31 protein-coding genes and 1 tRNA gene are annotated in these 23,058 nt (G+C 66.2%); 25 read left to right on the top strand and 7 right to left on the bottom strand.

The features are described 5' to 3' along the window. Positions 1-19 precede the first annotated feature (19 nt). Positions 20-1,186, top strand: a complete 1,167-nt coding sequence (locus BLS81_RS04005) for an AI-2E family transporter (protein ID WP_093221809.1) — start codon at positions 20-22, stop codon at positions 1,184-1,186. A 23-nt stretch (positions 1,187-1,209) separates the two neighbouring features. After that, positions 1,210-1,286 (top strand) — tRNA-Asp (locus BLS81_RS04000). Positions 1,287-1,438: 152 nt separating this feature from the next. On the opposite strand, the gene BLS81_RS03995 is transcribed toward BLS81_RS04000, so the two are convergent. From BLS81_RS03995 to BLS81_RS03980, 4 genes are all read right to left on the bottom strand, one after another. Further along, on the bottom strand, positions 1,439-1,645 hold the full coding sequence (locus BLS81_RS03995; RefSeq protein ID WP_093221806.1) for a DUF2842 domain-containing protein: 207 nt from the start codon (positions 1,643-1,645) through the stop codon (positions 1,439-1,441). Further along, positions 1,642-2,187 (bottom strand): 5-formyltetrahydrofolate cyclo-ligase, encoded by a 546-nt coding sequence (locus BLS81_RS03990; protein WP_093220966.1) that lies wholly within the window; start codon positions 2,185-2,187, stop codon positions 1,642-1,644. Before BLS81_RS03990 ends, BLS81_RS03995 begins: the two co-directional genes overlap by 4 nt. 192 nt (positions 2,188-2,379) lie before the next feature. Next, positions 2,380-2,682 carry a cell division protein ZapA gene (locus BLS81_RS03985; RefSeq protein ID WP_093220963.1) on the bottom strand — a complete coding sequence of 101 codons (303 nt, stop codon included), beginning with the start codon at positions 2,680-2,682 and terminating at the stop codon, positions 2,380-2,382. After that, a complete protein-coding gene (locus BLS81_RS03980) occupies positions 2,682-2,870 on the bottom strand; it encodes a hypothetical protein (protein WP_093220959.1) in 189 nt (62 codons plus the stop codon). The genes BLS81_RS03985 and BLS81_RS03980 overlap by 1 nt, the downstream gene beginning before the upstream one ends. Positions 2,871-3,036: 166 nt before the next feature. Between BLS81_RS03980 and gap the strand changes: the two genes are divergently transcribed. After that, positions 3,037-4,047 (top strand): type I glyceraldehyde-3-phosphate dehydrogenase, encoded by a 1,011-nt coding sequence (gene gap, locus BLS81_RS03975; protein WP_093220957.1) that lies wholly within the window; start codon positions 3,037-3,039, stop codon positions 4,045-4,047. Positions 4,048-4,180: 133 nt separating this feature from the next. Further along, entirely contained in the window at positions 4,181-5,374 is a 1,194-nt protein-coding gene (gene pgk, locus BLS81_RS03970) for a phosphoglycerate kinase (protein ID WP_093220954.1), read from the top strand. A gap of 4 nt (positions 5,375-5,378) precedes the next feature. On the opposite strand, the gene BLS81_RS03965 is transcribed toward pgk, so the two are convergent. After that, positions 5,379-5,897 carry a TlpA family protein disulfide reductase gene (locus BLS81_RS03965; RefSeq protein WP_093220951.1) on the bottom strand — a complete coding sequence of 173 codons (519 nt, stop codon included), beginning with the start codon at positions 5,895-5,897 and terminating at the stop codon, positions 5,379-5,381. Positions 5,898-6,034: 137 nt separating this feature from the next. Here BLS81_RS03965 and BLS81_RS03960 point away from each other — a divergent pair, with 137 nt between their 5' ends. The 3 genes from BLS81_RS03960 (at position 6,035) to thiE (ending at position 8,350) form a co-directional block, all read left to right on the top strand. After that, positions 6,035-6,946, top strand: a complete 912-nt coding sequence (locus BLS81_RS03960; protein ID WP_093220948.1) for a fructose bisphosphate aldolase — start codon at positions 6,035-6,037, stop codon at positions 6,944-6,946. Positions 6,947-7,073: 127 nt separating this feature from the next. Then, positions 7,074-7,619, top strand: a complete 546-nt coding sequence (locus BLS81_RS03955; protein WP_093220946.1) for a glutathione peroxidase — start codon at positions 7,074-7,076, stop codon at positions 7,617-7,619. Positions 7,620-7,666: 47 nt separating this feature from the next. Further along, positions 7,667-8,350 (top strand): thiamine phosphate synthase, encoded by a 684-nt coding sequence (gene thiE, locus BLS81_RS03950; RefSeq protein WP_093220943.1) that lies wholly within the window; start codon positions 7,667-7,669, stop codon positions 8,348-8,350. A gap of 35 nt (positions 8,351-8,385) precedes the next feature. On the opposite strand, the gene BLS81_RS03945 is transcribed toward thiE, so the two are convergent. After that, positions 8,386-8,640: a hypothetical protein gene (locus BLS81_RS03945; protein WP_143023298.1), complete on the bottom strand. Its 255-nt coding sequence runs from the start codon at positions 8,638-8,640 to the stop codon at positions 8,386-8,388. Between the two features lie 131 nt (positions 8,641-8,771). Beyond that, a complete protein-coding gene (locus BLS81_RS03940) occupies positions 8,772-9,347 on the bottom strand; it encodes a peptidoglycan L,D-endopeptidase MepK (protein WP_093220939.1) in 576 nt (191 codons plus the stop codon). 43 nt (positions 9,348-9,390) lie between these two features. Between BLS81_RS03940 and BLS81_RS03935 the strand changes: the two genes are divergently transcribed. The 18 genes from BLS81_RS03935 to nuoK all read left to right on the top strand — a co-directional run bounded on the left by BLS81_RS03935 (position 9,391) and on the right by nuoK (position 23,054). After that, positions 9,391-10,398, top strand: a complete 1,008-nt coding sequence (locus BLS81_RS03935) for a L,D-transpeptidase family protein (protein WP_093220936.1) — start codon at positions 9,391-9,393, stop codon at positions 10,396-10,398. 1 nt (position 10,399) lies between these two features. Further along, positions 10,400-11,026, top strand: coding sequence for a M23 family metallopeptidase (locus BLS81_RS03930; RefSeq protein ID WP_093220934.1), 627 nt, complete (start codon positions 10,400-10,402; stop codon positions 11,024-11,026). 42 nt (positions 11,027-11,068) lie between these two features. Then, the gene (efp, locus tag BLS81_RS03925) at positions 11,069-11,632 is read left to right on the top strand and encodes an elongation factor P (RefSeq protein ID WP_093220932.1); all 564 of its coding nucleotides are present in this window, start codon (positions 11,069-11,071) and stop codon (positions 11,630-11,632) included. Between the two features lie 113 nt (positions 11,633-11,745). Next, on the top strand, positions 11,746-12,558 hold the full coding sequence (locus BLS81_RS03920; RefSeq protein WP_093220930.1) for an inositol monophosphatase family protein: 813 nt from the start codon (positions 11,746-11,748) through the stop codon (positions 12,556-12,558). A gap of 205 nt (positions 12,559-12,763) precedes the next feature. Beyond that, a complete protein-coding gene (gene ndhC, locus BLS81_RS03915; RefSeq protein ID WP_069206701.1) occupies positions 12,764-13,150 on the top strand; it encodes an NADH-quinone oxidoreductase subunit A in 387 nt (128 codons plus the stop codon). Continuing rightward, positions 13,141-13,686: a NuoB/complex I 20 kDa subunit family protein gene (locus BLS81_RS03910; RefSeq protein WP_093220928.1), complete on the top strand. Its 546-nt coding sequence runs from the start codon at positions 13,141-13,143 to the stop codon at positions 13,684-13,686. The genes ndhC and BLS81_RS03910 overlap by 10 nt, the downstream gene beginning before the upstream one ends. Next, positions 13,683-14,510, top strand: a complete 828-nt coding sequence (locus BLS81_RS03905) for an NADH-quinone oxidoreductase subunit C (RefSeq protein WP_093220925.1) — start codon at positions 13,683-13,685, stop codon at positions 14,508-14,510. Before BLS81_RS03910 ends, BLS81_RS03905 begins: the two co-directional genes overlap by 4 nt. Then, entirely contained in the window at positions 14,507-15,742 is a 1,236-nt protein-coding gene (locus tag BLS81_RS03900) for an NADH-quinone oxidoreductase subunit D (protein WP_093220923.1), read from the top strand. The genes BLS81_RS03905 and BLS81_RS03900 overlap by 4 nt, the downstream gene beginning before the upstream one ends. Further along, on the top strand, positions 15,739-15,921 hold the full coding sequence (locus tag BLS81_RS03895) for a hypothetical protein (protein WP_143023297.1): 183 nt from the start codon (positions 15,739-15,741) through the stop codon (positions 15,919-15,921). The genes BLS81_RS03900 and BLS81_RS03895 overlap by 4 nt, the downstream gene beginning before the upstream one ends. Beyond that, positions 15,914-16,252 (top strand): nuclear transport factor 2 family protein, encoded by a 339-nt coding sequence (locus tag BLS81_RS03890; protein WP_093221804.1) that lies wholly within the window; start codon positions 15,914-15,916, stop codon positions 16,250-16,252. The genes BLS81_RS03895 and BLS81_RS03890 overlap by 8 nt, the downstream gene beginning before the upstream one ends. After that, positions 16,252-16,923, top strand: a complete 672-nt coding sequence (locus BLS81_RS03885) for a complex I 24 kDa subunit family protein (RefSeq protein WP_093220918.1) — start codon at positions 16,252-16,254, stop codon at positions 16,921-16,923. The genes BLS81_RS03890 and BLS81_RS03885 overlap by 1 nt, the downstream gene beginning before the upstream one ends. Next, positions 16,920-17,093, top strand: a complete 174-nt coding sequence (locus tag BLS81_RS20670) for a hypothetical protein (protein ID WP_176787017.1) — start codon at positions 16,920-16,922, stop codon at positions 17,091-17,093. The genes BLS81_RS03885 and BLS81_RS20670 overlap by 4 nt, the downstream gene beginning before the upstream one ends. Next, positions 17,093-18,397 carry an NADH-quinone oxidoreductase subunit NuoF gene (gene nuoF / locus BLS81_RS03875; RefSeq protein ID WP_093220913.1) on the top strand — a complete coding sequence of 435 codons (1,305 nt, stop codon included), beginning with the start codon at positions 17,093-17,095 and terminating at the stop codon, positions 18,395-18,397. The genes BLS81_RS20670 and nuoF overlap by 1 nt, the downstream gene beginning before the upstream one ends. Beyond that, entirely contained in the window at positions 18,397-20,397 is a 2,001-nt protein-coding gene (nuoG, locus tag BLS81_RS03870) for an NADH-quinone oxidoreductase subunit NuoG (protein WP_093220912.1), read from the top strand. The genes nuoF and nuoG overlap by 1 nt, the downstream gene beginning before the upstream one ends. Then, positions 20,394-21,443, top strand: coding sequence for an NADH-quinone oxidoreductase subunit NuoH (nuoH, locus tag BLS81_RS03865; protein ID WP_093220910.1), 1,050 nt, complete (start codon positions 20,394-20,396; stop codon positions 21,441-21,443). Before nuoG ends, nuoH begins: the two co-directional genes overlap by 4 nt. Continuing rightward, the gene (gene nuoI, locus BLS81_RS03860) at positions 21,440-21,925 is read left to right on the top strand and encodes an NADH-quinone oxidoreductase subunit NuoI (protein WP_093220908.1); all 486 of its coding nucleotides are present in this window, start codon (positions 21,440-21,442) and stop codon (positions 21,923-21,925) included. Before nuoH ends, nuoI begins: the two co-directional genes overlap by 4 nt. Positions 21,926-22,033: 108 nt before the next feature. Next, on the top strand, positions 22,034-22,645 hold the full coding sequence (locus BLS81_RS03855) for an NADH-quinone oxidoreductase subunit J (RefSeq protein ID WP_093220905.1): 612 nt from the start codon (positions 22,034-22,036) through the stop codon (positions 22,643-22,645). 103 nt (positions 22,646-22,748) lie between these two features. Next, complete coding sequence (gene nuoK, locus BLS81_RS03850) at positions 22,749-23,054, top strand: NADH-quinone oxidoreductase subunit NuoK (protein ID WP_093220903.1); 306 nt, start codon at positions 22,749-22,751, stop codon at positions 23,052-23,054. Positions 23,055-23,058 lie beyond the last annotated feature (4 nt).

The raw sequence follows: 23,058 nt of genomic DNA, 5'->3' as shown, positions 1-23,058 counted from the left end.
CGCCGCCGATCCCGACGAGATGATGATGGTGCTGGCGATGCGGCGCGACCGCATCCTCGCCACGCTCACGCTGTTCGCCGGCATCGGCCTCGCGCTGGCGACCCCGTTCGCGCTCAAGGCCGGGGCGGAATTCTTCCTGCCGACCACTGCCGCGCTGGTGATCGCGATCGCGCTGGTGCCGATTCTCGAATGGTTCGAACGGCATCGTGTCCCCTCGGCGCTGGCGGCGCTGGTGTGCATCCTGCTGTTCCTGCTCGCGGCCAATATCGCGCTCGCCGCGATCGTCGTGCCGGCGGTGGAGTTCTTCCGCAAGCTGCCCGAGCGGATCGACCGCATCCAGATGAACATCGCGCCGCTGATCGACCTGTATTCGAGCCTGGAGCGCTATCTCAACCGCGCGGTGCGGCATCTCGCCTCGCCGGGGCCGGTGCGGACGGCACAGACCACCGCGGTCGCGCCCCCCAGTTCGATCCTCGAACTCGCCGCGACGTCCGCGCCGACCGCGATCGTGCAGGTGTTCTTCGGCATTCTCGTCATCTATTTCTTCCTCGCCGGCTGGACGCGGCTGCGGCGGCGCACGATCACCAGCCGCTCCAGCTTCGGCGGCGCGATGGCGACCGCGCGGGTGATCCAGCATGTCGTCGATGATACCGCCGCCTATCTCGGCACGATCACGGTCATCAACCTCGCGCTCGGGCTGCTCGTCTCGGGCGTGCTGTGGACGATGGGCATGCCCTATCCGCTGATGTGGGGCGGCATCGTCGCGCTGCTCAACTACGTCCCCTATTTCGGACCGATCGCGGCGGCGCTGCTGCTCGGGCTGGGCGGCTTGATGACCTTCCGCGATATCTGGGCGGCGCTGTTCCCGGCGTTCCTGATGATCGGCTGCCATCTCGTTGAGGCCAACGCCATCACCCCGCTGATCGTCGGACGGCGGCTGACGATCAACCCGATCCTGATTCTCATCTCGATCAGTTTCTGGAGCTGGGTGTGGGGCACGCCCGGTGCGCTGCTCGCGGTGCCGCTGCTCATCATCCTGCAGACCGTGCTGGGCGCGGTCGGCAAGCCCGACATCGCCGGTTTTCTGTTCGAACATGGCGCGATGGCCAAGGGCGCGCCGCCAAAAAGTGGCGAGGTTGAAGAAAGTCTGGCGAAGTCTGTTGACAGCCATGAACCCCTGACCTAGTTGGCGCGCCTCACGCTTTCCAAGCGGGTGTAGCTCAGTTGGTTAGAGCGCCGGCCTGTCACGCCGGAGGTCGCGGGTTCGAGCCCCGTCACTCGCGCCACCCTTCAAAAAGGGTTGGCGGATCAAGCGGTTACCGAGCATCGATAGTCACCGTTCGCCCTGAGCTTGTCGAAGGGCGTGCCGCAAACGTCGCATTTTTGGCACGTACTTCGACAAGCTCAGCACGAACGGTTTGGGATTGGCCCGGTGCGGCTACCGCCAGCGCCCGGTCTCCATCCACGCCAGCAGCGGCTTGAGCGGCGCGATCCACACCAGCCCCGTCACCACGTAGAACAGCGCCTGGACCAGCGCGGGCCAGCGCCCGACCCAGCCCGAGAAGCTCGCGACGATCGCCACCCACACCAGGATCAGCGCGAGGATGGCGAACATGCCGAAGGGTTTGCGCCAGCTTGGGGTCATCGCGTGATCCATCCTGTCTCGGTCGCGATCGCGTGGAGCGGCATGTCCCACGGGTCGGCGGGCAGGGTATCGACCTGCTGCACGCTCCACGCCACCCCGATTCGCACCGCGTTCGGAAACGCGGCGAACGCGCGGTCGTAATGCCCCGCGCCCTGGCCGAGCCGGTTGAGCGCCGAATCGAACGCGACCAGTGGCGTCAGCACGATATCGGGCGCGAGCGCGGGCGAGGCGTGGTGCGGCTGTTGCAGGCCATAGGGGCCGGGGGCGAGATCGTCCTCGGCATCCCAGGCGAGGAAACGAATCGGGTCCGCGCGGCTGATGACATGCGGGAGCGCGATCGCGCACCCATGGTCGACGGCGGCGCGCGCGAGCCACATCGGGTCCGCCTCGCTGCCGATCGGCACGTAGGACGCGACGGTCGCGGCGTGGGGGAGGAGCGCGGCGAACTCCGCACTCGCGCGGATCGGCGGCGGCGAGGTCGCGAAGAACGCGTCGCGTACGGCGCGCATCCGCGCACGCAAGGCGCGTTTGTCGAGCGTCATGCCGCGCGGCCGCGGAAGCGGGTGGCGGGACCGCCGTGGCCGTTTGCCTGAATATCCTCTGACGCCGTAAGCATCAGGTGGGGATCATGTACGACAGGCCAGGGCCAGCGCAGGGACAACCCCCTAGGAAGTTTAATCGCCTCAGGGATGTTCGGTAAGGCTCGTACCGGGCAGTGCCCGCCACCGGCCAATCTAGGCGTTGATGCTGCGATTCTCAAGGGCATCGGCAAGATCCTCCAGCCACTCGGCGACACGGTCCAGCGCATGCGATTCGGCCAGTTCGGCAGGGCGGCGCTCCGACTCGTCGAGCGAATCGGCGAGCAGCAGCGCGATGAACAGCATCGTGCGCTCCGCACTCATCCCGCCCGACGCGCGCGCCGCATCCGCCCAGCGCGAATCGAGCAGCGCGCCGAGCTTCATCAGCCGCTCTTCCTCACCGTCGCGGCAGGCGACGACGTGGCGCCGATCGCCAATGGTGAGCGTCACGTCGGCCATCAGTCGATCTCCTCCGCCGCCGTCACCGCGTCGAGCGCGATGATCGCCGCCTCGATTCGCGCGCGCAGCGCCTCATGCCTTTTCGCAAGCGCGGCATGGGCATGTTCGCGATCCGAGACCGCTGCTTCGATACGGGCGATGGCGCGTTCGATCCGGTCGATCGCGGCAGGGGACGGTACTTCTGCCATCGCGCAGGCCTAGCATGACAGGGTTGTCTGACAATATTCGAATTGTTTCGCACTGGTTGACGCCAGCCTCCGCCCACCGCAAAGACGCCGCGAACACGAGGGAATCGGCGGGGAAGCCTGCTGCGCTTGCAGCCCGTCTCCGCCATTGGCGACAGGAGCGCATGCGATGACGGTTAAGGTAGCGATCAACGGGTTCGGGCGGATCGGGCGTCTCGTGGCGCGGGCGCTGATGGAACGTGCCGACACCGGCCTCGAACTGGTCGCGATCAACGATCTCGCCGATGCGAAATCGAACGCCTGGCTGTTCAGCCGCGACAGCGTCCACGGCAAATATCCCGGCACCGTCGTCGCCGAGGGCAATGATATCGTCATCGACGGCAAGCATATCCGCGTCACCGCCGAGCGTGATCCCGCCAACCTGCCGCACGCTGAACTCGGCGTCGATATCGTGCTCGAATGCACCGGCTTCTTCACCGACAAGGCGAGCTGCCAGAAGCATCTCGACGCCGGCGCCAAGAAGGTGCTGATCTCGGCGCCGGGCAAGAACGTCGATCTGACCGTCGTGTACGGCGTCAACCACGACAAGATCGAAGCCGGGCACACGATCGTCTCGAACGCGTCGTGCACCACCAATTGCCTCGCGCCGATCGCCAAGGTGCTCAACGATTCGGTCGGCATCGAGCGCGGGCTCATGACGACGATCCACGCTTATACCAACGACCAGAAGATCCTCGACCAGATCCACCCCGATCTGCGCCGTGCGCGCGCCGCCGCGATGAACATCATCCCCACCACCACCGGCGCCGCGCGCGCGGTGGGCGAGGTGCTGCCCGAGCTCAAGGGCCGGCTCGACGGTTCGGCGGTGCGCGTGCCGGTCGCGGACGGCAGCCTCGTCGATCTGACCTTCACCCCCAAGCGCGACACCACCAAGGACGAGATCAACGGCATCCTCAAGGCGGCGTCGGAAAGCGGCCCGCTCGCCGGCATCCTCGCTTTCTCGGACGAACCGCTGGTGTCGATCGACATCGTTCACACGCCCTATTCGTCGACCGTCGACAGCCTCGAGACCGCGGTCATCGACGGCAAGCTGGTCCGCGTGGTGAGCTGGTACGACAACGAATGGGGTTTCTCGAACCGCATGATCGACACCGCCGGTGCGATGGCGAAGTTCCTGTAATCGATAGAGCAAATCGCCCTCACCCTTCCGTCGCTACGCTCCTCCCTCCCTCTCCCGCCGGGAGAGGGAAGGGGCCCGCGAGCCGAAGGCGAGTGGGAAGGGTGAGGGTGATGATAGACGACGGGAGGTGACGATGGCGCGCAACTTCAAGACGCTCGACGACATGGGCGACATCCACGGCAAGCGCGTGCTGGTCCGCGAGGATCTCAACGTGCCGATGGCTGACGGCGCCGTCACCGACGACACCCGGCTGCGTGCCACCGTCGCGACGGTGGGCGAGCTCGCGGACAAGGGCGCGATCGTCCTGGTTCTCGCGCATTTCGGCCGCCCCAAGGGGCAGCGCAACCCCGAGATGTCGCTGGCGATGGTGGTGAAGCCCTATTCGACGGTACTCGGCCGGCCGGTGCGCTTCATCGATTGGGATGGCGCGGCGGAGGCGGTCCCGACGCTCCAGCCCGGCGACATCGCCGTGCTGGAGAACACCCGCTTCTTCGCGGGCGAAGAGAAGAACGATCCCGCGCTGGTCGCGGACATTGCCAAGCTCAGTGATCTCTACGTCAACGACGCTTTCTCTGCCGCGCATCGCGCGCACGCCTCGACCGAGGGACTTGCGCATGTGCTGCCCGCGTTCGCCGGCCGCGCGATGGAAGCGGAACTCGACGCGCTCGACAAGGCGCTCGGCAATCCCGAGCATCCGGTCGCGGCGGTGGTCGGCGGGGCCAAGGTCTCGTCCAAGCTCGATGTGCTCAAGCATCTCGTCACCAAGGTCGATCACCTCATCATCGGCGGCGGCATGGCCAACACCTTCCTCGCCGCGCGCGGGGTCGATGTCGGCAAGTCGCTGTGCGAGCATGATCTGGTCGGCACCGCCGAGGAAATCTTCGCCACGGCCGAGGGCGCGAACTGCACGATTCATTTGCCGTACGATGTGGTCGTGTCGAAGGAATTCGCACCCAACCCGCCGAGCCTGCGGACCTGCAACGTCCACGAGGTCGCCGCCGACGAGATGATCCTCGACATCGGCCCGGCGGCGGTCGAAGCGCTCGCCGACGTGCTCAAGACCTGCAAGACGCTCGTGTGGAACGGCCCGCTCGGTGCGTTCGAGACGCCGCCGTTCGACGCGGCGACCGTCGCGCTCGCCAAGACGGCGGCGGCGCTCACGGTCGGCGGATCGCTCGTTTCGGTGGCGGGCGGCGGCGATACCGTCGCCGCGCTCAATCAGGCGGGGGCGGGTGACGACTTCACCTTCGTCTCGACCGCCGGCGGCGCGTTCCTCGAATGGATGGAAGGCAAGGAACTGCCCGGCGTCGCGGCGCTGGCGCGCTGAGTGATCAGGTCGTCGGGGCGGCTGCTGGCGGCGCCGGCTCCTTGAGCAGCGGGATCAGCAGCGCGTTGAGCGCGTCGAGATCGAACGCGCCGGCGCGCGCATAGCGTAGCCGGCCCGTGCGATCGATCACATAGTTGGTCGGCACGCCGCTCATCGTGGCATATGGCCCCCGAACCTTTCGAACGGGGGCGATGTGCATCGCGGCGAACAGCCGCTTCAACTGGGAGAGCGGCACCGAATCCTCGGTCGTCACCGCGAAGACGCGCAGGCCGTACTTGCTGGTCACCGCATAATAGGCGTCGAGCGTCGGCAGTTCCTGCTTGCACGGAACGCACCACGTCGCCCAGAAATTGAGCACCACCACCTGACCGCGCAGGTCCGCCGAGGACACTTTGGTGCCATCGACCAAAGTCAATTCGAACGGCGGCGCCTGGCCGCCCACCTCGGGCGCTTTCGCGCCAATTGATGCTAGCGCTACCAAGACGAGCGCAAGATGTCGAAAGACCTGCGATGTTCCGGTCATGATGTTATTCCCCCCGAGACGACGTCACGCTGAAACTTTGCGAAGCTTCGGTCAAGCGGCGCGCTTGGCCGTTGCTCGACCCCGACTGTCTCGCTAACACGTCATGACGCAGCGCAGCACGCAAGGAGTGGCACGCCATGAACACCGCCGAGATGACCGCTAAGATCGCCGCCGGAAAAGGCTTCATCGCCGCGCTCGACCAGAGCGGCGGCTCCACGCCCAAGGCGCTCACCGGCTATGGCGTCGCCGAGGGCTCCTGGTCGAACGACGAGGAGATGTACGCGCTCATCCACGAGATGCGCAGCCGTATCATCACCGCGCCGAGCTTCACCGGCGACAAGGTGATCGGCGCGATCCTGTTCGAACGCACGATGGACGGCACGGTCGCCGGCACGAGCGCGCCCGCCGCGCTGATCGACCGCGGCATCGTGCCGTTCATCAAGGTCGATAAGGGGCTTGAGGCCGAAGCGAACGGCGTGCAACTGCTGAAGCCGATCCCCGGGCTCGATGCGCTGCTCGCGCGATCGAAAGCGCTCGAAGTGTTCGGCACCAAGGCGCGATCGTTCATCAACCGCGCCAACCACGAGGGCATCGCCGCTGTCGTGGCGCAGCAGTTCGAAATCGGCGCGCAGGTGATCGCCGGCGGGCTGATGCCGATCCTCGAACCCGAACTCAACATCAAGAGCCCCGAGCGCGCCGAGGCCGAGGTGATCCTGCGCGACGAATTGCTCAAGGCGCTCGACGCGCTGACCGGCGACGACACGGTGATGCTCAAGCTTTCGCTTCCCGAGCAGCCTGGGCTGTACGATCCGCTCGTCGATCATCCGCGCGTGCTGCGCGTCGTCGCGCTGTCGGGCGGCTATTCGCGCAGCGAAGCGTGCGCCGAGCTCGCCAAGAATCGCGGCGTCATCGCCAGCTTCAGCCGCGCATTGCTCTCCGATCTGCGCCACCAGATGAGCGATGCCGAGTTCGACGCGGCTCTGTCGGCGGCGATCGACGAGATCTATGCGGCCTCGGTGGACAAGGTCGCCCAGCCGGTCGCGGCGTGAACCCAGTCATCGTCGCCCCGGCGAAGGCCGGGGCCGCCCAGGAATAAAGCGCGCCGCCCGCCCGACATCGATCCCCGCGCGGCCGGGATGTCGGATGAGTGTTATGGATACGTCCCGGAGAACACTGATGACGACCTTGCTCGAAGCCCCGGTCAAGACCATCGACGGTCAGCACACCAGCCTCGCCCAATATGCGGGCGACGTGTTGCTCGTGGTCAATGTCGCATCCAAATGCGGGCTGACCCCACAATATGAGGGGCTGGAGGCCTTGTACCGCCAGTATCGCGAGCGCGGCTTCAAGGTGCTGGGCTTTCCCGCCAATGACTTCGCCGGGCAGGAGCCGGGTGGCGACGCCGAAATCGCCGATTTCTGCAAGGCGACCTACGATGTCGATTTCCCGATGTTCTCGAAGATCGCCGTCACGGGTCCGGGCAAGCACCCGCTATACGCCGCGCTGATCGCGGCCGCGCCGGATGCGGCGGGGGATGCCGAGGCGTTTCGCGCCCGGCTGCGCGGCTATGGCATGACCCCGAACGACGCGCCTGAACTGCTGTGGAACTTCGAGAAGTTCCTGATCGCCCGCGACGGCACCGTCACGGCGCGCTTCGCGCCATCGACCGCGCCCGACGATCCCGCGCTGGTCGCCGCGATCGAGGCGGAACTGGCGAAGTAAGCGCGCCGCCGCTTTCGTTGCGGCGATCCGCGCGCTAGGGCGGCGGCATGACAGAAGAAGATCCGCTCGGCCCGCTCGATCCCGATTTCGCCGACCAGTTCCGGCGCGACGACCGCCGGCCCCCGTGTCAGCTCTACCTCATCTCGCCGCTCGACGTGACCGGCGGCTTCGCCGACCGGCTGGCGCGCGCGCTTGACGCGGGGCCGGTCGCGGCGTTCCAGTTCCGCGTCAAGGATGTCGATCAGCACGAAGCGGCGCGGCTCGCCGAGCCGCTTCAGCGCATCTGCGCGGAACGCGACGTCGCGTTCCTCGTCAACGACAGCATCGCGCTCGCCAAGCGACTCGGTGCGGACGGCGTCCATCTCGGGCAGGGCGACGGCGATCCCCGCGAGGCGCGCAGCGTGCTCGGCCCCAATGCGCAGATCGGCGTGACCTGCCACGACAGCCGCCACCTCGCGATGGAAGCGGGCGAGGCGGGCGCGGATTACGTCGCGTTCGGTTCTTTCTATCCGACCACCACCAAGGCGGTCGAGCATCGGCCCGAACCGGTGATCCTGAGCTGGTGGGCGACGATGTTCGAACTGCCCTGTGTCGCGATCGGCGGCATCACCCCCGCCAACGCCGCGCCGCTGGTGCGCGCCGGCGCGGATTTCCTCGCGGTGTCGGGCGCGGTCTGGGGCGGCGACGAGGCCGCCGCCGTGAAGGCGTTCGAGGCGGTGCTCGCCCGGTAACGCACCGGCCCGGCCAGCTCACGCCGTTGCGGTGCTCACGCCAGATAGGTCACGTCCCGTGCATCCTCGTGGGGCGTGTCCTTCAGGTTGACGCGAATCTCGCCGCCGCCATGGTCGCGCCGATGCCGGGCCGCTTCATCGATCGCCGCGCGCATCGTCTCGTGCGCCTTGCCCCGCACGGCGACCAAGCCATCGCCACCGATCCTGACCCACGACCAGCGGAACGGCCCCCCGACGAACACGCGGTCGAGCGCGAAGATCACCTCATAATGCGCCGCAGCCTGGTTCATCTCGCCGCTTCGTAACCATTGGCGCGACAGGTTCGTTGCCGCGGCGCGGCACTTGGCGCGTGCCCCCGCGACGATCAAGCGCAACGAAAGTATGAAGAAAGTTAACGGCGCGATTCCCGACGCGCCGAAACCTACCAGTGGCGCACGCGGCCCGTATCGACGTGGACGAAGCCGTCGCGCGGATAGAAGCCGACGCCGCCGCCACCAAGCGCCAGCGCCGCGCTGTGCAGCCGGTCGAGCGACACCCCGGGCACCATGATGTCGGTCGCCTTGCCGAGCATGTGCTGGCTCTGGCTGGCAACGCCCGTATGCGCGCCGCCGCGTGCGCGCAGCGAAGCGTTGGTCTTGGGCGAGCGATAGCCGGAGATCAGATCGATCTTGCGATTGTCACCGACATCGAGCGTGCGGCGCAGGCTGACCAGCAGCGCGAGCAGCTTACGGTCCATCACCGTCGCTTCGCCGGTGCGCCAATCGCGCAGGCCGTGGTTCAGCTCGGCGAGTCCTTCCGGCACGAACTGCCCACCGCGCGCGAACACGGCATCGACGCTCTCGTTGGTGTGGACGTTGCGGATCGCCAGCCGCCACTCGCGGGTGCCGGCAAGCGCGTGCGCCGGCCCCGGCATCGCCGCGATCGCGCCGAGCCCGGCGAGGCCGCCCAGAAGCCCACGGCGCGAGAGAGACCGTTGCGGCGCGGAAACAACCGCCATGTTTGTCGTTGATGGCATGAAGACCTTGTAGGATGTTGAAACGATGAGAAGAATAGCGCTGCTCGCGGCTTGTCTGGCGTCTGCCTCGCTTGGGCCTGTTCCGGTGGGCGCGGCGGGAACCAAAGCCGCTGCGGCTGTCGATCAAGGCGTGCTCCAGACGCAGGTGATCCTCGATCATCTCGGCTTTTCGCCGGGCGTGCTCGACGGGAAATCGGGCATGTCGCTGGCGGCGGCGGTGAAGGGGTTTCAGGAGGCGAACGGCCTCGATGTGAACGGAACGCTCGACAAGCCGACCCAGGCCGCATTGTCGAAATACCAGAACATCCCCGCCACGCAGACGGTGACGCTGACCCCGGAGCTGCTCGCGGGGCCGTACACCAATCCGCTGCCCAAGAGTCCGGCAAAGCAGGCGGACCTGCCCGAACTCGGCTATCGCAACGCGATGGAGAAGTTCGGCGAGATGTTCCATACCACGCCGGCGGTGCTCGTCGCGCTCAACAGCCCGGACACCCGGCTGTCGCCCGGCGTCAAGATCGTCGTGCCCAACGCGATCGCCACCGCGCGCGATTACGATCCCAAGCTGCCCGAGAAATGGCGCCAGACGCTGAGCGGCCTCAACGTCGATTCGAAGCAGCCGCAAGGCGCCAAGATCGTCGTCGACAAGTCGGATTCCGTGCTGCGCGTGCTCGATGCCGACGGCAAGCTGGTCGCGCAATTCCAGGCAACGATGGGCAGCAAGCACGATCCGCTGCCGATCGGCACGTGGAAGATCCTCGGCCCGGCGTACAACCCGCCGTTCCATTACAACCCGAAGCTGTTCTGGGATGCCAAGAAGGGCGAGAAGAAGGCGACGCTGCCGCCGGGGCCGAACGGCCCGGTCGGGGTGGTGTGGCTCGATCTCTCCAAGCCGCATTACGGTATTCACGGCACGCCCGAACCCTCGACGATCGGCCGCGCCGAGAGCCACGGCTGCATCCGCCTGACCAATTGGGACGTCGCGCGGCTGTCGCTGATGGTCAAGCCCGGCACGCCCGCCGTTTTCCAGGAATGACATGCGGCGGCTCGTCCTCATCCTGATCCTGCTGGCCGCGCTGCTGATCGCGGCGTGGCTGGGGTTGCTGAGCCTTCCCGACGCGCCGACGGCGAAGGCGCCCGTATCGGACACGTCCACCGGTTCGGAAGCCGGGCGGCATGGTCCGCCGGCGGACGCGACGCGCACAGGCGTGGCGGCGCTCGCCGTCCCCGTCGCTGGCGTTGCGCGCGGCCAGATCACCGATAGCTGGGGCGATCCGCGCGAAAATGGCGCGCGCCAGCACCACGGCACCGATATCCCCGCCGCGGGCGGAACCTTGGTCACGGCGGCCGCGCCCGGCACGGTCGAAAAGCTGTTCGAGAGCAAGGCCGGGGGCACCACCGTCTATGTCCGTTCGCCCGCGCGCGACTGGACCTATTACTACGCGCACCTCTCCGGCTACGCGCCGGGCCTGCATGAGGGGCAGGCCGTGCGTACCGGCGATCCGCTCGGCTATGTCGGCGACACCGGCGATGCGGGGGCAGGGAATTACCACCTCCATTTCGGCCTCACCCGCACCACGCCCGATCAGCATTGGTACGAAGGCGAGGATGTCGATCCGTTCCCACATCTCACCGGGCGGCGGGTTGCCGGATCGGGCGGCTGAGGCTAAAGCCCGCAGCCTTCGCTCTTTCCACAGGTACATCCAATGAAGATCAGCGGCGTGGACATCCGTCCCGGCAATATCATCGAATATGAAGGCGGCATCTGGAAGGCCGTCAAGATTCAGCACACCCAGCCCGGCAAGGGCGGCGCGTACATGCAGGTCGAGATGAAGAACCTCATCGACGGCCGCAAGAACAACGTCCGCTTCCGTTCGGCCGAGACGGTGGAGCGCATCCGGCTCGACACCAAGGATTTCCAGTTCCTGTTCCGCGACGGCGACGCGCTGACTTTCATGGACAAGGACAATTACGAGCAGATCACGCTCGACGCCGGCATCCTCGGCGATGCCGCCGCCTTTCTGCAGGACGGCATGGATGTCGTGATGGAACTCTACGACGAGCGCCCGATCTCGGTCGAATTGCCCTCGCAGATCGAAGCGACGATCGTCGAGGCCGATGCGGTGGTGAAGGGGCAGACCGCCTCGTCGAGCTACAAGCCGGCGGTGCTCGACAATGGCGTGCGCGTGATGGTGCCGCCGCATATCGGCGCGGGCACGCGCATCGTCGTCGACGTGTACGAACAGACCTATGTGAAGCGCGCGGATTAATTCCCCTTCCCGCTTGCGGGAGGGGCTAGGGGAGGGCGTGTCTCCAGCTTCGCGTGTGTTGACTGGCCCTCCCCCGACCCCTCCCGCCAAGCGGGAGGGGAGGAGAATGAACAATGCCATCCCATTCCGGCCTTCTCACCGTCATGGACCGCGCCGCGCGCAAGGCCGCGCCACGGCTGCGGCGTGATTTCAACGAGGTCCAGCATCTCCAGGTCAGCCGCAAGGGCCCGGCCGATTTCGTTTCGATGGCCGATCAGCGCGCCGAGCAGACGATTTACGAGGAACTGTCCAAGGCGCGGCCGGACTGGGGTTTCCTGATGGAAGAGCGCGGCGAGATCGCCGGCGATCCGTCCAAGCCGCGCTTCATCGTCGATCCGCTCGACGGCACCACCAACTTCCTCCACGGCATCCCGCACTTCTCGATCTCGATCGCGGTCGAGGAGCCGATGGCGAACGGCAAGCGCGAAGTCACCTCGGGCGTGGTCTATCAGCCGCTCACCGACGAGAGCTTCTGGGCCGAGAAGGGGCGGGGCGCCTGGGTGCAGGAGCAGCGTCTGCGCGTCTCGGCGCGCCGCGATCTTGCCGACTCGGTGATCGCGACCGGCATCCCGTTTCTCGGCCACGGCGATTTCGCCCAGTGGAGCCGCATCTTCGGCGCGGTCGCACCCGAAGTGGCCGGCATCCGCCGGCTCGGCTCGGCGGCGCTCGATCTCGCCTGGGTCGCGGCGGGTCGGTTCGACGGCTTCTGGGAATCGAGTCTCAAGCCGTGGGACGTTGCGGCGGGGATGCTGCTCGTCAAGGAAGCCGGCGGGTTCGTCACCGATTTCCGCGGTGGCGACAAGATGATGGAACGCAACGAATTTCTCGCGGCGAACGACGCGCTGCAATCACGCCTTCACAAGCTGATCGCGGGCGCCCTGCGCTGATCGGGCGCGGGGGCCGTCCGCGCCCCCGCGATTGTTGAGAAATGTTAAAGCATACAAGCGCTTAGCGGCGTATGAGCGGGCGTCGACGGCGCGCGTCGGGCGTGTGTCGCTTGTTGCGATTCATTCTCACCGTCCGATGCCCTTGCCCGGCCGAAACCATCGTCCTAAAGCCCCGGTCATCCACTTCGCACCTGCGAGAACCCCATTGTTCGATCCGCTGCAATATCTGCCGATCCTGCTGTTCCTCGGCGTGGCGCTGGCGCTTTCCACCGCCTTTGTCGTCCTGCCGATCATCGTCGGCCGGCTGACGGGAGCGCACAAGCCCAGTCCTGAAAAGCTCAGCGAGTATGAATGCGGTTTCCCCGCGTTCGAAGATCCGCGCAGCCAGTTCGACGTGCGCTTCTATCTCGTCGCGATCCTGTTTATCGTCTTCGATCTCGAGGCGGCCTTCATCTATCCATGGGCGGTCAGCGTCTTCAAGTTCGGCGGCTGGGCGAGCTGGACCGCGTGGATCGCGATGATGGTGTTCATCGGCGAACTGGCGCTCGGCCTCGTCTATGCCTGGAAGAAGGGAGCTCTCGAATGGGAGTAGAACTCACCCGCCCCGCGCGCGGCGACGTAATGCTGCCGCCCGACCAGAGCTTCTTCGACGGGCTCAACGGCGAACTGACCGACAAGGGTTTCCTCGTCACCTCGACCGAGGAGCTGTTCCAGTGGGCGCGCACCGGCTCGCTCTGGTGGATGACCTTCGGCCTCGCGTGCTGCGCGGTCGAGATGATCCACGTCAACATGCCGCGCTATGATCTCGAGCGCTTCGGCGCCGCACCGCGCGCGTCACCGCGCCAGTCGGACGTGATGATCGTCGCGGGCACGCTCTGCAACAAGATGGCGCCGGCGCTGCGCCGCGTGTACGATCAGATGAGCGAGCCCAAATACGTCATCTCGATGGGTTCGTGCGCCAATGGCGGCGGCTATTATCATTACAGTTATTCGGTCGTGCGTGGTTGCGACCGCGTGGTGCCGGTCGACATCTATGTGCCGGGCTGCCCGCCGACCGCGGAAGCGTTGCTCTACGGGATCATGCAGTTGCAGCGGAAGATTCGCCGCTCGGGAACGGTGGAACGGTGAGGGCGCCCGCACCAGCGTACACCGCCAACGACGGTGTGATCGAGGCGGCGACCGCCGCGCTCGGCGCCAGGCTCGATCTCGCGACCGATCTGGTCGGCGAAGTCGCGCTGCATGTCGCGCGTGACAGCCTGGTCGAGACGATGACCGCGCTGCGCGACACGCCCGGCCTCGAATATCAGCAGCTCATGGAAATCGCCGGCGTCGACTATCCCGATCGCGGGGTCGAGCGCTTCGAGGTCGTGTATTGCCTGCTCTCGCTGACGCGCAACCATCGCATTCGCGTGCATGTCCGCACCGACGACACGCTGCCGGTTCCGTCGGTCACCGGGATCTGGCCGGTCGCCGGATGGCTCGAGCGCGAGGTGTACGACATGTACGGCGTGCTGTTCTCGGGCAACGCCGATCTCCGCCGCATCCTCACCGATTACGGCTTCCGCGGCCATCCGCAGCGCAAGGACTTCCCGCTCACGGGCTATGTCGAGGTGCGCTATTCGGAAGAGGCCAAGCGCGTCGTGTACGAGCCGGTCCAGCTCGCGCAGGATTTCCGCAATTTCGATTTCATGAGCCCGTGGGAGGGTGCGGAATATATCCTCCCCGGCGACGAGAAGGCCAAGCTCCCCGAGGAAAAGGGTGCGCCGACCCCGCTCAAGGCCGACGAGATCCAGAAGGCCGACGCCGCGCAATCCGCCAAGGTCGCGCCGACCGAGGCCAAGACCACCGAAACCCCGGCGCAGACCGGCGCGGGCAAGGCCGAGCCCGACGCGACGCCGAAGCCGCAGAACCCCGACGTGACGCCGACGCCGGGCAAGGGGCAGAACCTATGAGCGACTATCTCGAAAAGCTGGAGGGCGTCACCGACGCGGCCGATCCCACGCTCGGCGATATCGACATCCAGAACTACACGATCAACTTCGGCCCGCAGCACCCGGCCGCGCACGGGGTGCTGCGTCTGGTGCTGGAGCTCGACGGCGAGATCATCGAGCGCGTCGATCCGCACGTCGGTCTGCTCCACCGCGGCACCGAGAAGCTGATCGAATACAAGACCTACATGCAGGCGCTGCCGTATTTCGACCGGCTCGATTATTGCTCGCCGCTCTGCATGGAGCACAGCTACGTGCTCGCGGTCGAGAAGCTGCTCGACCTCGAAGTGCCGATCCGCGCACAATATCTTCGCGTGTTCTTCGCCGAGCTGACGCGCATTTCGAACCACATGCTCAACCTCGGCTCGCACGTCATGGACGTCGGCGCGATGACGCCGAACCTGTGGCTGTTCGAGATCCGCGAGGACTGCCTCAATTTCTTCGAGCGCGCTTCGGGTGCGCGCATGCACTCGGCCTATTTCCGTCCCGGCGGCGTGCATCAGGACGTACCGCTCAAGCTGCTCACCGATATCGGCGAATGGCTCGACACGCGGCTGCCCCGGCTGTTCGAGGATGCGATCAGCCTCGTCGCCGACAACCGCATCTTCAAGCAGCGCAACGTCGATATCGCGACGGTGAGCCGCGAGGACGCGATCAAATGGGGCTTCTCCGGCCCGATGATCCGTGGCTCGGGCATCCCCTGGGATATCCGCAAGGCGCAGCCGTACGACGTGTACGGCAAGATGGACTTCGAGGTGCCGGTCGGCACGCGCGGCGACTGCTACGATCGCTTCATGGTGCGCGTCGAGGAGGTCCGCCAGTCGGCGCGGATCATGCGCCAGTGCCTCAACGAGATGCCCGAAGGGCCGATCGCGAGCCTTGACCGCAAGGTGGTGCCGCCCAAGCGCGGCGAGATGAAGCGCTCGATGGAAGCGCTGATCCACCACTTCAAGCTGTACACCGAGGGCTTCCACGTCCCCGCCGGCGACGTCTATGTCGCCACCGAAAGCCCGAAGGGCGAGTTCGGCGTGTATCTGGTCGCCGATGGTTCGAACAAGCCGTACCGCTGCAAGATCCGCCCGACGGCCTTCTCGCACCTCCAGGCGGCGGATTTCATGTCGAAGGGTCACATGCTCGCCGACACCACCGCGATCCTCGGCGCGATGGACATCGTGTTCGGCGAGTGCGACCGGTGAGCGGCGCGGTGTTCCCGACGTGGGTGTTCGTCGCCGTGGCGTTGGCGATCGCCGCCGCCGCGTTCGCGGTCGGGCAGCTTCACGCGGGCGCCGGCATGATCGTCGCCGGTCTCGGTTCGGCGCTGTGGACCGCCTATGTCGCGCAGCGCGGCGCGCGCATGCGAGCGCGCCATGACTGACCCGCGGCTTGAGACCACCCACCGCATGATCGCGCTCTACAACGCGCAGGATGCGGACGGCTATGTCGAGCATATGACCGACACCGCCTGCGAAGCCATGTATCGCGGCGCGGTCTTGCGCGAGGGCAAGGAGGGCGTCCGCGCGGGCCTCAAGGCGATGTTCGCGCAATTCCCCGAGAATCGCGCGGAGATCCTCAAATCCTACGTCCTCGGCGATACCGTCGTGCTGCACGAGGACGTCTCGCGCGCGCCCGGCGGCGAGACGTTTGAAGTCATGTCCATCTATTCGTTCGTCGGCGACAAGGTCGACCGCGTGGAGTTCATCCGGTAATGGCCGACGCCCCAAAGATCCCAGACGAGGCAGAGACCCGCGCGCGCTGGGGCGCGTTCGCGTGGACGCCCGAGAACCAGGCCAAGGCCGACGAGATCCTCGCCCGCTACCCGAAGGGCCGCGAGCAATCGGCGTCGATCCCGTTCCTCGATCTCGCGCAGCGTCAGGTCGGCGCGGAGACGCAGACGCAGGGTTGGCTGCCGGTGCCGGTGATCGAATATGTCGCGCGCCAGATCGGCGTGCCGTACATGCGCGTGTTCGAGGTCGCGACCTTCTACACGATGTTCAATCTCGCGCCGGTCGGCAAATATCACGTCCAGGTCTGCGGGACGACGCCGTGCCTGCTCGGCGGCTCGGACGATGTGCTCGCGGCGTGCAAGAACAAGGGGCTCTCGAAGGGCCACACCACGCCGGACGGCCTGTTCACGCTGACCGAGGTCGAGTGTCTCGGCGCCTGCGCGAACGCTCCGATGGTCCAGATCAACGACGACAATTTCGAGGATCTCGATTACGACAAGACCACCGCGCTGCTCGAGGCGCTGGCCGAGGGCAGGGCGGTGACGCCGGGATCGCAGACCGGGCGTCGCGATTCGTGCCCCGCCGGCGGCCCGACCAGCCTCAAGCAGATGGTCGACGAGAACCACGATTATCGCGGGGAGTGGGCGTCGTGAGCCAGCGCGATAAGAACCTCATCGTCACCATCCTGGCGATCATCGGCGGGATCGTCGTGCTCGGCTGGCTGCTCAAGCTGACCTTCGCGCTGCTTGGCCCGGTCATCGTGATCGCGATCGGCGTGGTCATCTATCTCGCGCTTACGAAGAACAAGGGGGGGCGCTTCTGATGCTCGCCGACAAGGACCGGATCTTCACCAACGTCTACGGTTTCCAGCCGTGGAACCTTGACGCGGCGATCATGCGCGGCGACTGGGACAATACCAAGGATCTGATGGCGCTGGGGCAGGATGCCATCATCGACATCATCAAGGCGTCGGGTCTGCGCGGGCGCGGCGGCGCGGGCTTCCCGACCGGCATGAAGTGGAGCTTCATGCCCAAGGAATCGAAGGACGGCCGCCCGAGCTTTCTCGTCATCAACGCCGACGAATCCGAGCCGGGTTCGTGCAAGGATCGCGAGATCATCCGCCACGATCCGCACAAGCTGATCGAGGGCGCGCTGATCGCGGGATATGCGATGCGCGCGCGCGCCGCGTACATCTACATTCGCGGCGAATATATCCGCGAGGCCGAGGTGCTGTTCGCGGCCGTGGCGGAGGCCTATGACAAGGGGCTGATCGGCAAGAACGCCAGCGGCTCGGGCTATGATTTCGACGTGTTCGTCCATCGCGGCGCCGGCGCGTACATCTGCGGCGAAGAGACCGCGATGCTCGAAAGCCTCGAGGGCAAGAAGGGCCAGCCGCGTCTCAAGCCGCCGTTCCCGGCCGGCGCGGGCCTCTACGGCTGCCCGACCACGGTCAACAACGTCGAATCGATCGCGGTTGCGCCGACGATCCTGCGGCGCGGCGCGGCCTGGTTCTCCAGCTTCGGCGCGGAGGGCAACAAGGGCACCAAGCTGTTCCAGATCAGCGGGCATGTGAACAAACCCTGCGTGGTCGAGGAGGCGATGAGCATCCCGTTCCGCCAGCTCATCGAAGAGCATTGCGGCGGCATTCGCGGCGGGTGGGACAATCTGCTCGCGGTGATCCCCGGCGGTTCGTCGGTGCCGCTCGTGCCCGCCGCCGAGATCATGGACTGCCCGATGGACTTCGACGGGCTCAAGAAGGTCGGGTCGGGCCTCGGCACCGCCGCGATCATCGTGATGGACAAGTCCACTGACATCGTCCGCGCGATCAGCCGCTTGTCCTACTTCTACAAGCATGAGAGCTGCGGCCAGTGCACGCCGTGCCGCGAGGGCACCGGCTGGATGTGGCGCGTGATGGAGCGGATGCGCACCGGCGACGCCGACATTTCCGAGATCGATACGCTGTATCAGGTCACCAAGCAGGTCGAGGGTCATACGATCTGCGCGCTCGGCGACGCCGCCGCGTGGCCGATCCAGGGCCTCATCAAGCATTTCCGCCCCGAGATGGAGCGTCGCATCCTCGCCCGGAACGGCGGCGGCGACGCGCCGATGATGGAAGCTGCCGAATAATGCCGATAGTCAAAGTCGATGGCGTCGAAGTCGAGGTGCCGCAGGGCGCGACCGTGCTTCAGGCGTGCGAGCTCGCGGGCAAGGAAATCCCGCGTTTCTGTTATCACGAGCGCCTCAGCATCGCCGGCAATTGTCGGATGTGCCTGGTCGAGGTGAAGCCGGGGCCGCCCAAGCCGCAGGCATCGTGCGCGCTGCCGGCCGCCGACAAGCAGGAAATCTTCACCAACTCACCGATGGTGAAGAACGCGCGCGAAGGCGTGATGGAGTTCCTGCTCATCAACCATCCGCTCGATTGCCCGATCTGCGATCAGGGCGGCGAGTGCGACCTGCAGGACCAGAGCCTCGCTTACGGTCGCGGCCATTCGCGCTATGACGAGAACAAGCGCGCGGTCACCGAGAAATATATGGGGCCGATCGTCAAGACGGTGATGACGCGCTGCATCCAGTGCACGCGCTGCATCCGCTTCGCCGAGGAAGTCGCCGGGGTCGAGGAGATCGGCGCGGTCTATCGCGGCGAGAACATGCAGATCACCTCGTATCTCGAACATGCGGTGACGAGCGAGCTGTCGGGCAATGTCGTCGATCTGTGCCCGGTCGGTGCGCTCACCTCGAAGCCCTATGCGTTCGAGGCGCGCCCGTGGGAGCTGCGCAAGACGCTGACGATCGACGTGATGGACGCGGTCGGCACCAACATCCGGCTCGACTCGCGCGGGCGGCAGGTGCTGCGCGCGCTCCCGGTCATCAACGACGACGTCAACGAGGAATGGGCCTCGGACAAGACCCGCCACGCGGTCGATGGTCTGGTCCGCCGGCGGCTCGACCGGCCGTACGTCCGTAAGGACGGCAAGCTCGTCGCGGCGAGCTGGGATGAGGCATTCGCGGCGATCAAGGCGGTTGACGCCGGTAGCAGCGTCGCGGCGATCCACGGCGATCTGGTCGACTGCGAGACGCTGTACGCCGCCAAGGCGCTGCTCGCGTCGATGGGCTCGAGCCTGCTCGAAGGCCGCCAGACCGGCATGGATTACGACACGTCGAGCCTGGCCGCGGTCAATTTCAACACCACCATCGCCGGCACCGAAACGGCGGACGCGATCCTGCTCGTCGGCACCAACCTTCGCTGGGAAGCGCCGCTGGTGAACACGCGGATCCGCAAGGCGATCAAGAAGGGCGCGAAGGTCTTCGCGATCGGCCCGGAAGTCGACCTGACCTATCGGGCGACGTGGCTCGGAAACGATCTGTCGCTGCTCGGCAAGCTGCCCGAAGAGGTCGCGCAGGCGTTCGATTCCGCGAAACGGCCGATGGTGATCGTCGGTGGCGCCGCGCTCAAGGGCGGCCACGGCGCGACGCTGGCGCTGGCCAAGACGCTCAATCTCGTCCGCGACGGCTGGAACGGATATAACGTGCTGCACGCGGCGGCGGCGCGCAACGGCGGGCTGATGCTCGGCTTCGCGCAGAAGGGCGGCATCGCCGATGTGGCGGCGGCGAACCCCAAGCTCGCGTTCTTCCTCGGCGCGGACGAAGTCGATTTCTCGAAGTTCGCCGGCAGCTTCAAGGTTTACATCGGGCATCACGGCGACAAGGGCGCGGCGGCGGCCGATGTGGTGCTGCCCGGTGCGAGCTACGCCGAGAAGTCGGGCACCTACGTCAACCTCGAAGGGCGCGTGCAGCGCGGTGATCGCGCGGTGTTCCCGCCGGGCGATGCGCGCGAGGACTGGACGATTCTGCGCGCGCTGTCGGCGGTGCTCGGCCACACGCTGCCGTTCGACACGCTCGACGAGCTGCGCGCGGCGATGGGCGTCGATACGCCCGATCTCGCCACGCTCGGCCTCAAGACCTTCGCCTGGAACCCGCCGTCGCTCGACGCAGCCGGCTCGGGTGAGGTCAGCTATCCGATCAAGGACTTCTATCTGACCAACGCGATCTGCCGGGCCAGCCCGACGATGCAGCGCTGCTCGGCCGAAATTCTCCACGGCCAGGATTTCGCGGAGGCGGCCGAATGACCAGTTGGTTCACCTATCTCGGCCTGCCGTTCGGCTGGGCGTGGTTCGTCGCGACGCTGATCGACATTCTCGTCATCGCGCTGCCGCTGATGCTCGCCGTCGCGATGATCATCTACGTCGATCGCAAGATCTGGGCGTCGATGGCGCTGCGGCGCGGGCCCAATGTGGTCGGTCCGTTCGGGCTGCTGCAATCGTTCGCGGACGGTCTCAAGGTCTTCCTGCAAGAGACGATCATCCCGATCGCCGCGAACAAGACGTTGTTCCTGCTCGCGCCGATCATCACCTTCACGGTCGCGCTGATCGTGTGGGCGGTGGTGCCGTTCGCGCGCGATGCCTCGGTCGCCAATATCAACGTGGCGCTGCTCTACGTGCTCGCCGCCTCGTCGCTCGGCGTGTACGGCATCATCCTGGCGGGCTGGTCGTCGAACTCGAAATATCCCTTCTACTCGGCGATCCGCGCGGCGGCGCAGATGGTCAGCTATGAAGTCGCGATCGGCTTCGTGCTGATCTCGGTGGTGCTCTATTCGGGCAGCTTCAATCTCGGCGCGATCGTCGAAAACCAGAAGGGCTATTACGGCTTCCTCAACGGGCATTGGGCGAACCCGCTGCTGTTCCCGATGGCGGTGGTGTTCTTCATCTCGTCGCTCGCCGAAACGCAGCGCGCGCCGTTCGATCTGACCGAGGCGGAGAGCGAGCTCGTCGCCGGCTATCAGACCGAATATTCGTCGATGAGCTTCGCGCTGTTCTGGCTCGGTGAATATGCCAACGTCATCCTGATGTGCGCGCTCAACGCGACGTTGTTCTGGGGCGGCTATCTGCCGCCGCTCGACATCGGCTTCCTGTACGTCGTGCCGGGCATCATCTGGCTGCTGCTCAAGATGGCGGCGTTCTTCTTCCTCTTCAGTTGGGTCAAGGCGACCGTCCCGCGCTATCGCTACGACCAGCTTATGCGGCTGGGCTGGAAAATCTTCCTGCCGATGTCGCTGATCTTCGTTTTCCTCGTGTCGGGCTATCTCATGCTCGTGCGGGTTGGAGTACCGGCATGAGCATCGGCCATCTGATCAAGACCTACACACTCTGGGAGTTCGTGAAGGCGCACGCGCTGACCCTGAAGTATTTCTTCAAGGCCAAGGCGACGATCAACTATCCGTTCGAGAAGAACCCGCTCAGCCCGCGCTTCCGTGGCGAACATGCGCTGCGGCGCTATCCGAGCGGCGAGGAACGGTGCATCGCGTGCAAGCTGTGCGAGGCGATCTGCCCCGCGCAGGCGATCACGATCGAGGCCGAGCCGCGTGACGACGGCTCGCGTCGCACCACGCGCTACGACATCGACATGACCAAGTGCATCTATTGCGGCTTCTGCCAGGAGGCGTGCCCGGTCGATGCGATCGTCGAAGGCCCGAACTTCGAGTTCGCGACCGAGACGCGCGAGGAACTGATCTACGACAAGAACAAGCTGCTCGATAACGGTGACCGTTGGGAGAGCGCGATCGCGGCGAACCTTGCCGCAGACGCGCCGTACCGGTAATGCGCAGCCACATCGATTCCATGCCGTCGGCGCACGCGCTGCCATCGCCAACGGGCGAGGCGACGGCGATCTCACAGTCTCGGGCGAACGGGGGTTCGAAGTAACATCGTGATCCAGGCCTTCGCCTTCTATCTCTTCGCGATCATCGTGATCGCGTCAGCCGTGCTGACGATCACCGCCCGCAACCCGGTTCATGCCGTGTTGTGGCTGATCCTCGCCTTCTTCAACGCCGCCGGTCTGATGGTGCTGGTCGGCGCCGAGTTCATCGCGATGCTGCTCGTCATCGTCTATGTCGGCGCGGTCGCGGTGCTGTTCCTGTTCGTCGTGATGATGCTCAACATCGATTTTGCCGAACTGCGCGCGGGCTTCGTCCGCTACGCGCTGATCGGGCTCGCTTTCGCGGTCGCGCTCGCCGCCGAGATCATGATCGCCTTCGGCGCGTGGAGTGCGGGCGCGATCGAACTCGGCCGCCGCGCTGCGCCGACGCCCGATACGGTGCCCAACATCGAGGCGCTCGGGCTGCTGCTCTATTCGCGCTACCTCTTCGTGTTCGAGGGCGCCGGGCTGGTGCTGCTCGTCGCGATGATCGGCGCGATCGTGCTGACGCACCGGGAGCGTAGCGGGGTTCGCCCGCAGAACATCAATCGCCAGGTCAAGCGCCGTCCGCAGGACGCGACGCGCAACGCCCGGCCGACCGTCGGACAGGGAATCGAACTGTGAGCCTGCATCGTCATCCCGGCGCAGGCCGGGATCGCCGCGTTGCCGCGCGCAACGTTCAACAACACAGCGGCCCCGGCCTGCGCCGGGGCGACGGGGTGACCGCATGATCGGCCTCACGCATTATCTCGTCGTCGCGGCGATCCTGTTCGCGCTCGGCGTGCTCGGGCTCATCGCCAACCGCAAGAACCTCATCGTCATGCTGATGGCGATCGAGCTGATCCTGCTCGCGGTGAACCTCAACCTCGTCGCCTTCTCGGCGTTCCTCCACGACCTCGTCGGCCAGGTGTTCGCGATGTTCGTGCTGACGGTCGCGGCGGGCGAAGCGGCGATCGGGCTCGCGATCCTCGTGATCTACTTCCGCGGTCGCGGCACGATCGCGGTCGACGACGTCAACCGGATGAAGGGGTGATACC

This window comes from Sphingomonas sp. NFR15 (assembly GCF_900103265.1).
Lineage (GTDB): Bacteria > Pseudomonadota > Alphaproteobacteria > Sphingomonadales > Sphingomonadaceae > Sphingomonas > Sphingomonas pollutisoli.
The sequence above is the reverse complement of the archived record's forward strand: the minus strand, read 5'-3'. Positions and strand labels throughout refer to the sequence as shown.

What these genes read in the sequence shown, in the direction of transcription:
- BLS81_RS04005 (WP_093221809.1), top strand. Translation starts at nt 20, where the DNA reads ATGATGATGGTGCTGGCGATGCGGCGCGACCGCATCCTCGCCACGCTC.
- BLS81_RS03995 (WP_093221806.1), bottom strand. Translation starts at nt 1,645, where the DNA reads ATGACCCCAAGCTGGCGCAAACCCTTCGGCATGTTCGCCATCCTCGCG.
- BLS81_RS03990 (WP_093220966.1), bottom strand. Translation starts at nt 2,187, where the DNA reads ATGACGCTCGACAAACGCGCCTTGCGTGCGCGGATGCGCGCCGTACGC.
- BLS81_RS03985 (WP_093220963.1), bottom strand. Translation starts at nt 2,682, where the DNA reads ATGGCCGACGTGACGCTCACCATTGGCGATCGGCGCCACGTCGTCGCC.
- BLS81_RS03980 (WP_093220959.1), bottom strand. Translation starts at nt 2,870, where the DNA reads ATGGCAGAAGTACCGTCCCCTGCCGCGATCGACCGGATCGAACGCGCC.
- gap (WP_093220957.1), top strand. Translation starts at nt 3,037, where the DNA reads ATGACGGTTAAGGTAGCGATCAACGGGTTCGGGCGGATCGGGCGTCTC.
- pgk (WP_093220954.1), top strand. Translation starts at nt 4,181, where the DNA reads ATGGCGCGCAACTTCAAGACGCTCGACGACATGGGCGACATCCACGGC.
- BLS81_RS03965 (WP_093220951.1), bottom strand. Translation starts at nt 5,897, where the DNA reads ATGACCGGAACATCGCAGGTCTTTCGACATCTTGCGCTCGTCTTGGTA.
- BLS81_RS03960 (WP_093220948.1), top strand. Translation starts at nt 6,035, where the DNA reads ATGAACACCGCCGAGATGACCGCTAAGATCGCCGCCGGAAAAGGCTTC.
- BLS81_RS03955 (WP_093220946.1), top strand. Translation starts at nt 7,074, where the DNA reads ATGACGACCTTGCTCGAAGCCCCGGTCAAGACCATCGACGGTCAGCAC.
- thiE (WP_093220943.1), top strand. Translation starts at nt 7,667, where the DNA reads ATGACAGAAGAAGATCCGCTCGGCCCGCTCGATCCCGATTTCGCCGAC.
- BLS81_RS03945 (WP_143023298.1), bottom strand. Translation starts at nt 8,640, where the DNA reads ATGAACCAGGCTGCGGCGCATTATGAGGTGATCTTCGCGCTCGACCGC.
- BLS81_RS03940 (WP_093220939.1), bottom strand. Translation starts at nt 9,347, where the DNA reads ATGGCGGTTGTTTCCGCGCCGCAACGGTCTCTCTCGCGCCGTGGGCTT.
- BLS81_RS03935 (WP_093220936.1), top strand. Translation starts at nt 9,391, where the DNA reads ATGAGAAGAATAGCGCTGCTCGCGGCTTGTCTGGCGTCTGCCTCGCTT.
- BLS81_RS03930 (WP_093220934.1), top strand. Translation starts at nt 10,400, where the DNA reads ATGCGGCGGCTCGTCCTCATCCTGATCCTGCTGGCCGCGCTGCTGATC.
- efp (WP_093220932.1), top strand. Translation starts at nt 11,069, where the DNA reads ATGAAGATCAGCGGCGTGGACATCCGTCCCGGCAATATCATCGAATAT.
- BLS81_RS03920 (WP_093220930.1), top strand. Translation starts at nt 11,746, where the DNA reads ATGCCATCCCATTCCGGCCTTCTCACCGTCATGGACCGCGCCGCGCGC.
- BLS81_RS03910 (WP_093220928.1), top strand. Translation starts at nt 13,141, where the DNA reads ATGGGAGTAGAACTCACCCGCCCCGCGCGCGGCGACGTAATGCTGCCG.
- BLS81_RS03900 (WP_093220923.1), top strand. Translation starts at nt 14,507, where the DNA reads ATGAGCGACTATCTCGAAAAGCTGGAGGGCGTCACCGACGCGGCCGAT.
- BLS81_RS03890 (WP_093221804.1), top strand. Translation starts at nt 15,914, where the DNA reads ATGACTGACCCGCGGCTTGAGACCACCCACCGCATGATCGCGCTCTAC.
- BLS81_RS03885 (WP_093220918.1), top strand. Translation starts at nt 16,252, where the DNA reads ATGGCCGACGCCCCAAAGATCCCAGACGAGGCAGAGACCCGCGCGCGC.
- nuoF (WP_093220913.1), top strand. Translation starts at nt 17,093, where the DNA reads ATGCTCGCCGACAAGGACCGGATCTTCACCAACGTCTACGGTTTCCAG.
- nuoG (WP_093220912.1), top strand. Translation starts at nt 18,397, where the DNA reads ATGCCGATAGTCAAAGTCGATGGCGTCGAAGTCGAGGTGCCGCAGGGC.
- nuoH (WP_093220910.1), top strand. Translation starts at nt 20,394, where the DNA reads ATGACCAGTTGGTTCACCTATCTCGGCCTGCCGTTCGGCTGGGCGTGG.
- nuoI (WP_093220908.1), top strand. Translation starts at nt 21,440, where the DNA reads ATGAGCATCGGCCATCTGATCAAGACCTACACACTCTGGGAGTTCGTG.
- nuoK (WP_093220903.1), top strand. Translation starts at nt 22,749, where the DNA reads ATGATCGGCCTCACGCATTATCTCGTCGTCGCGGCGATCCTGTTCGCG.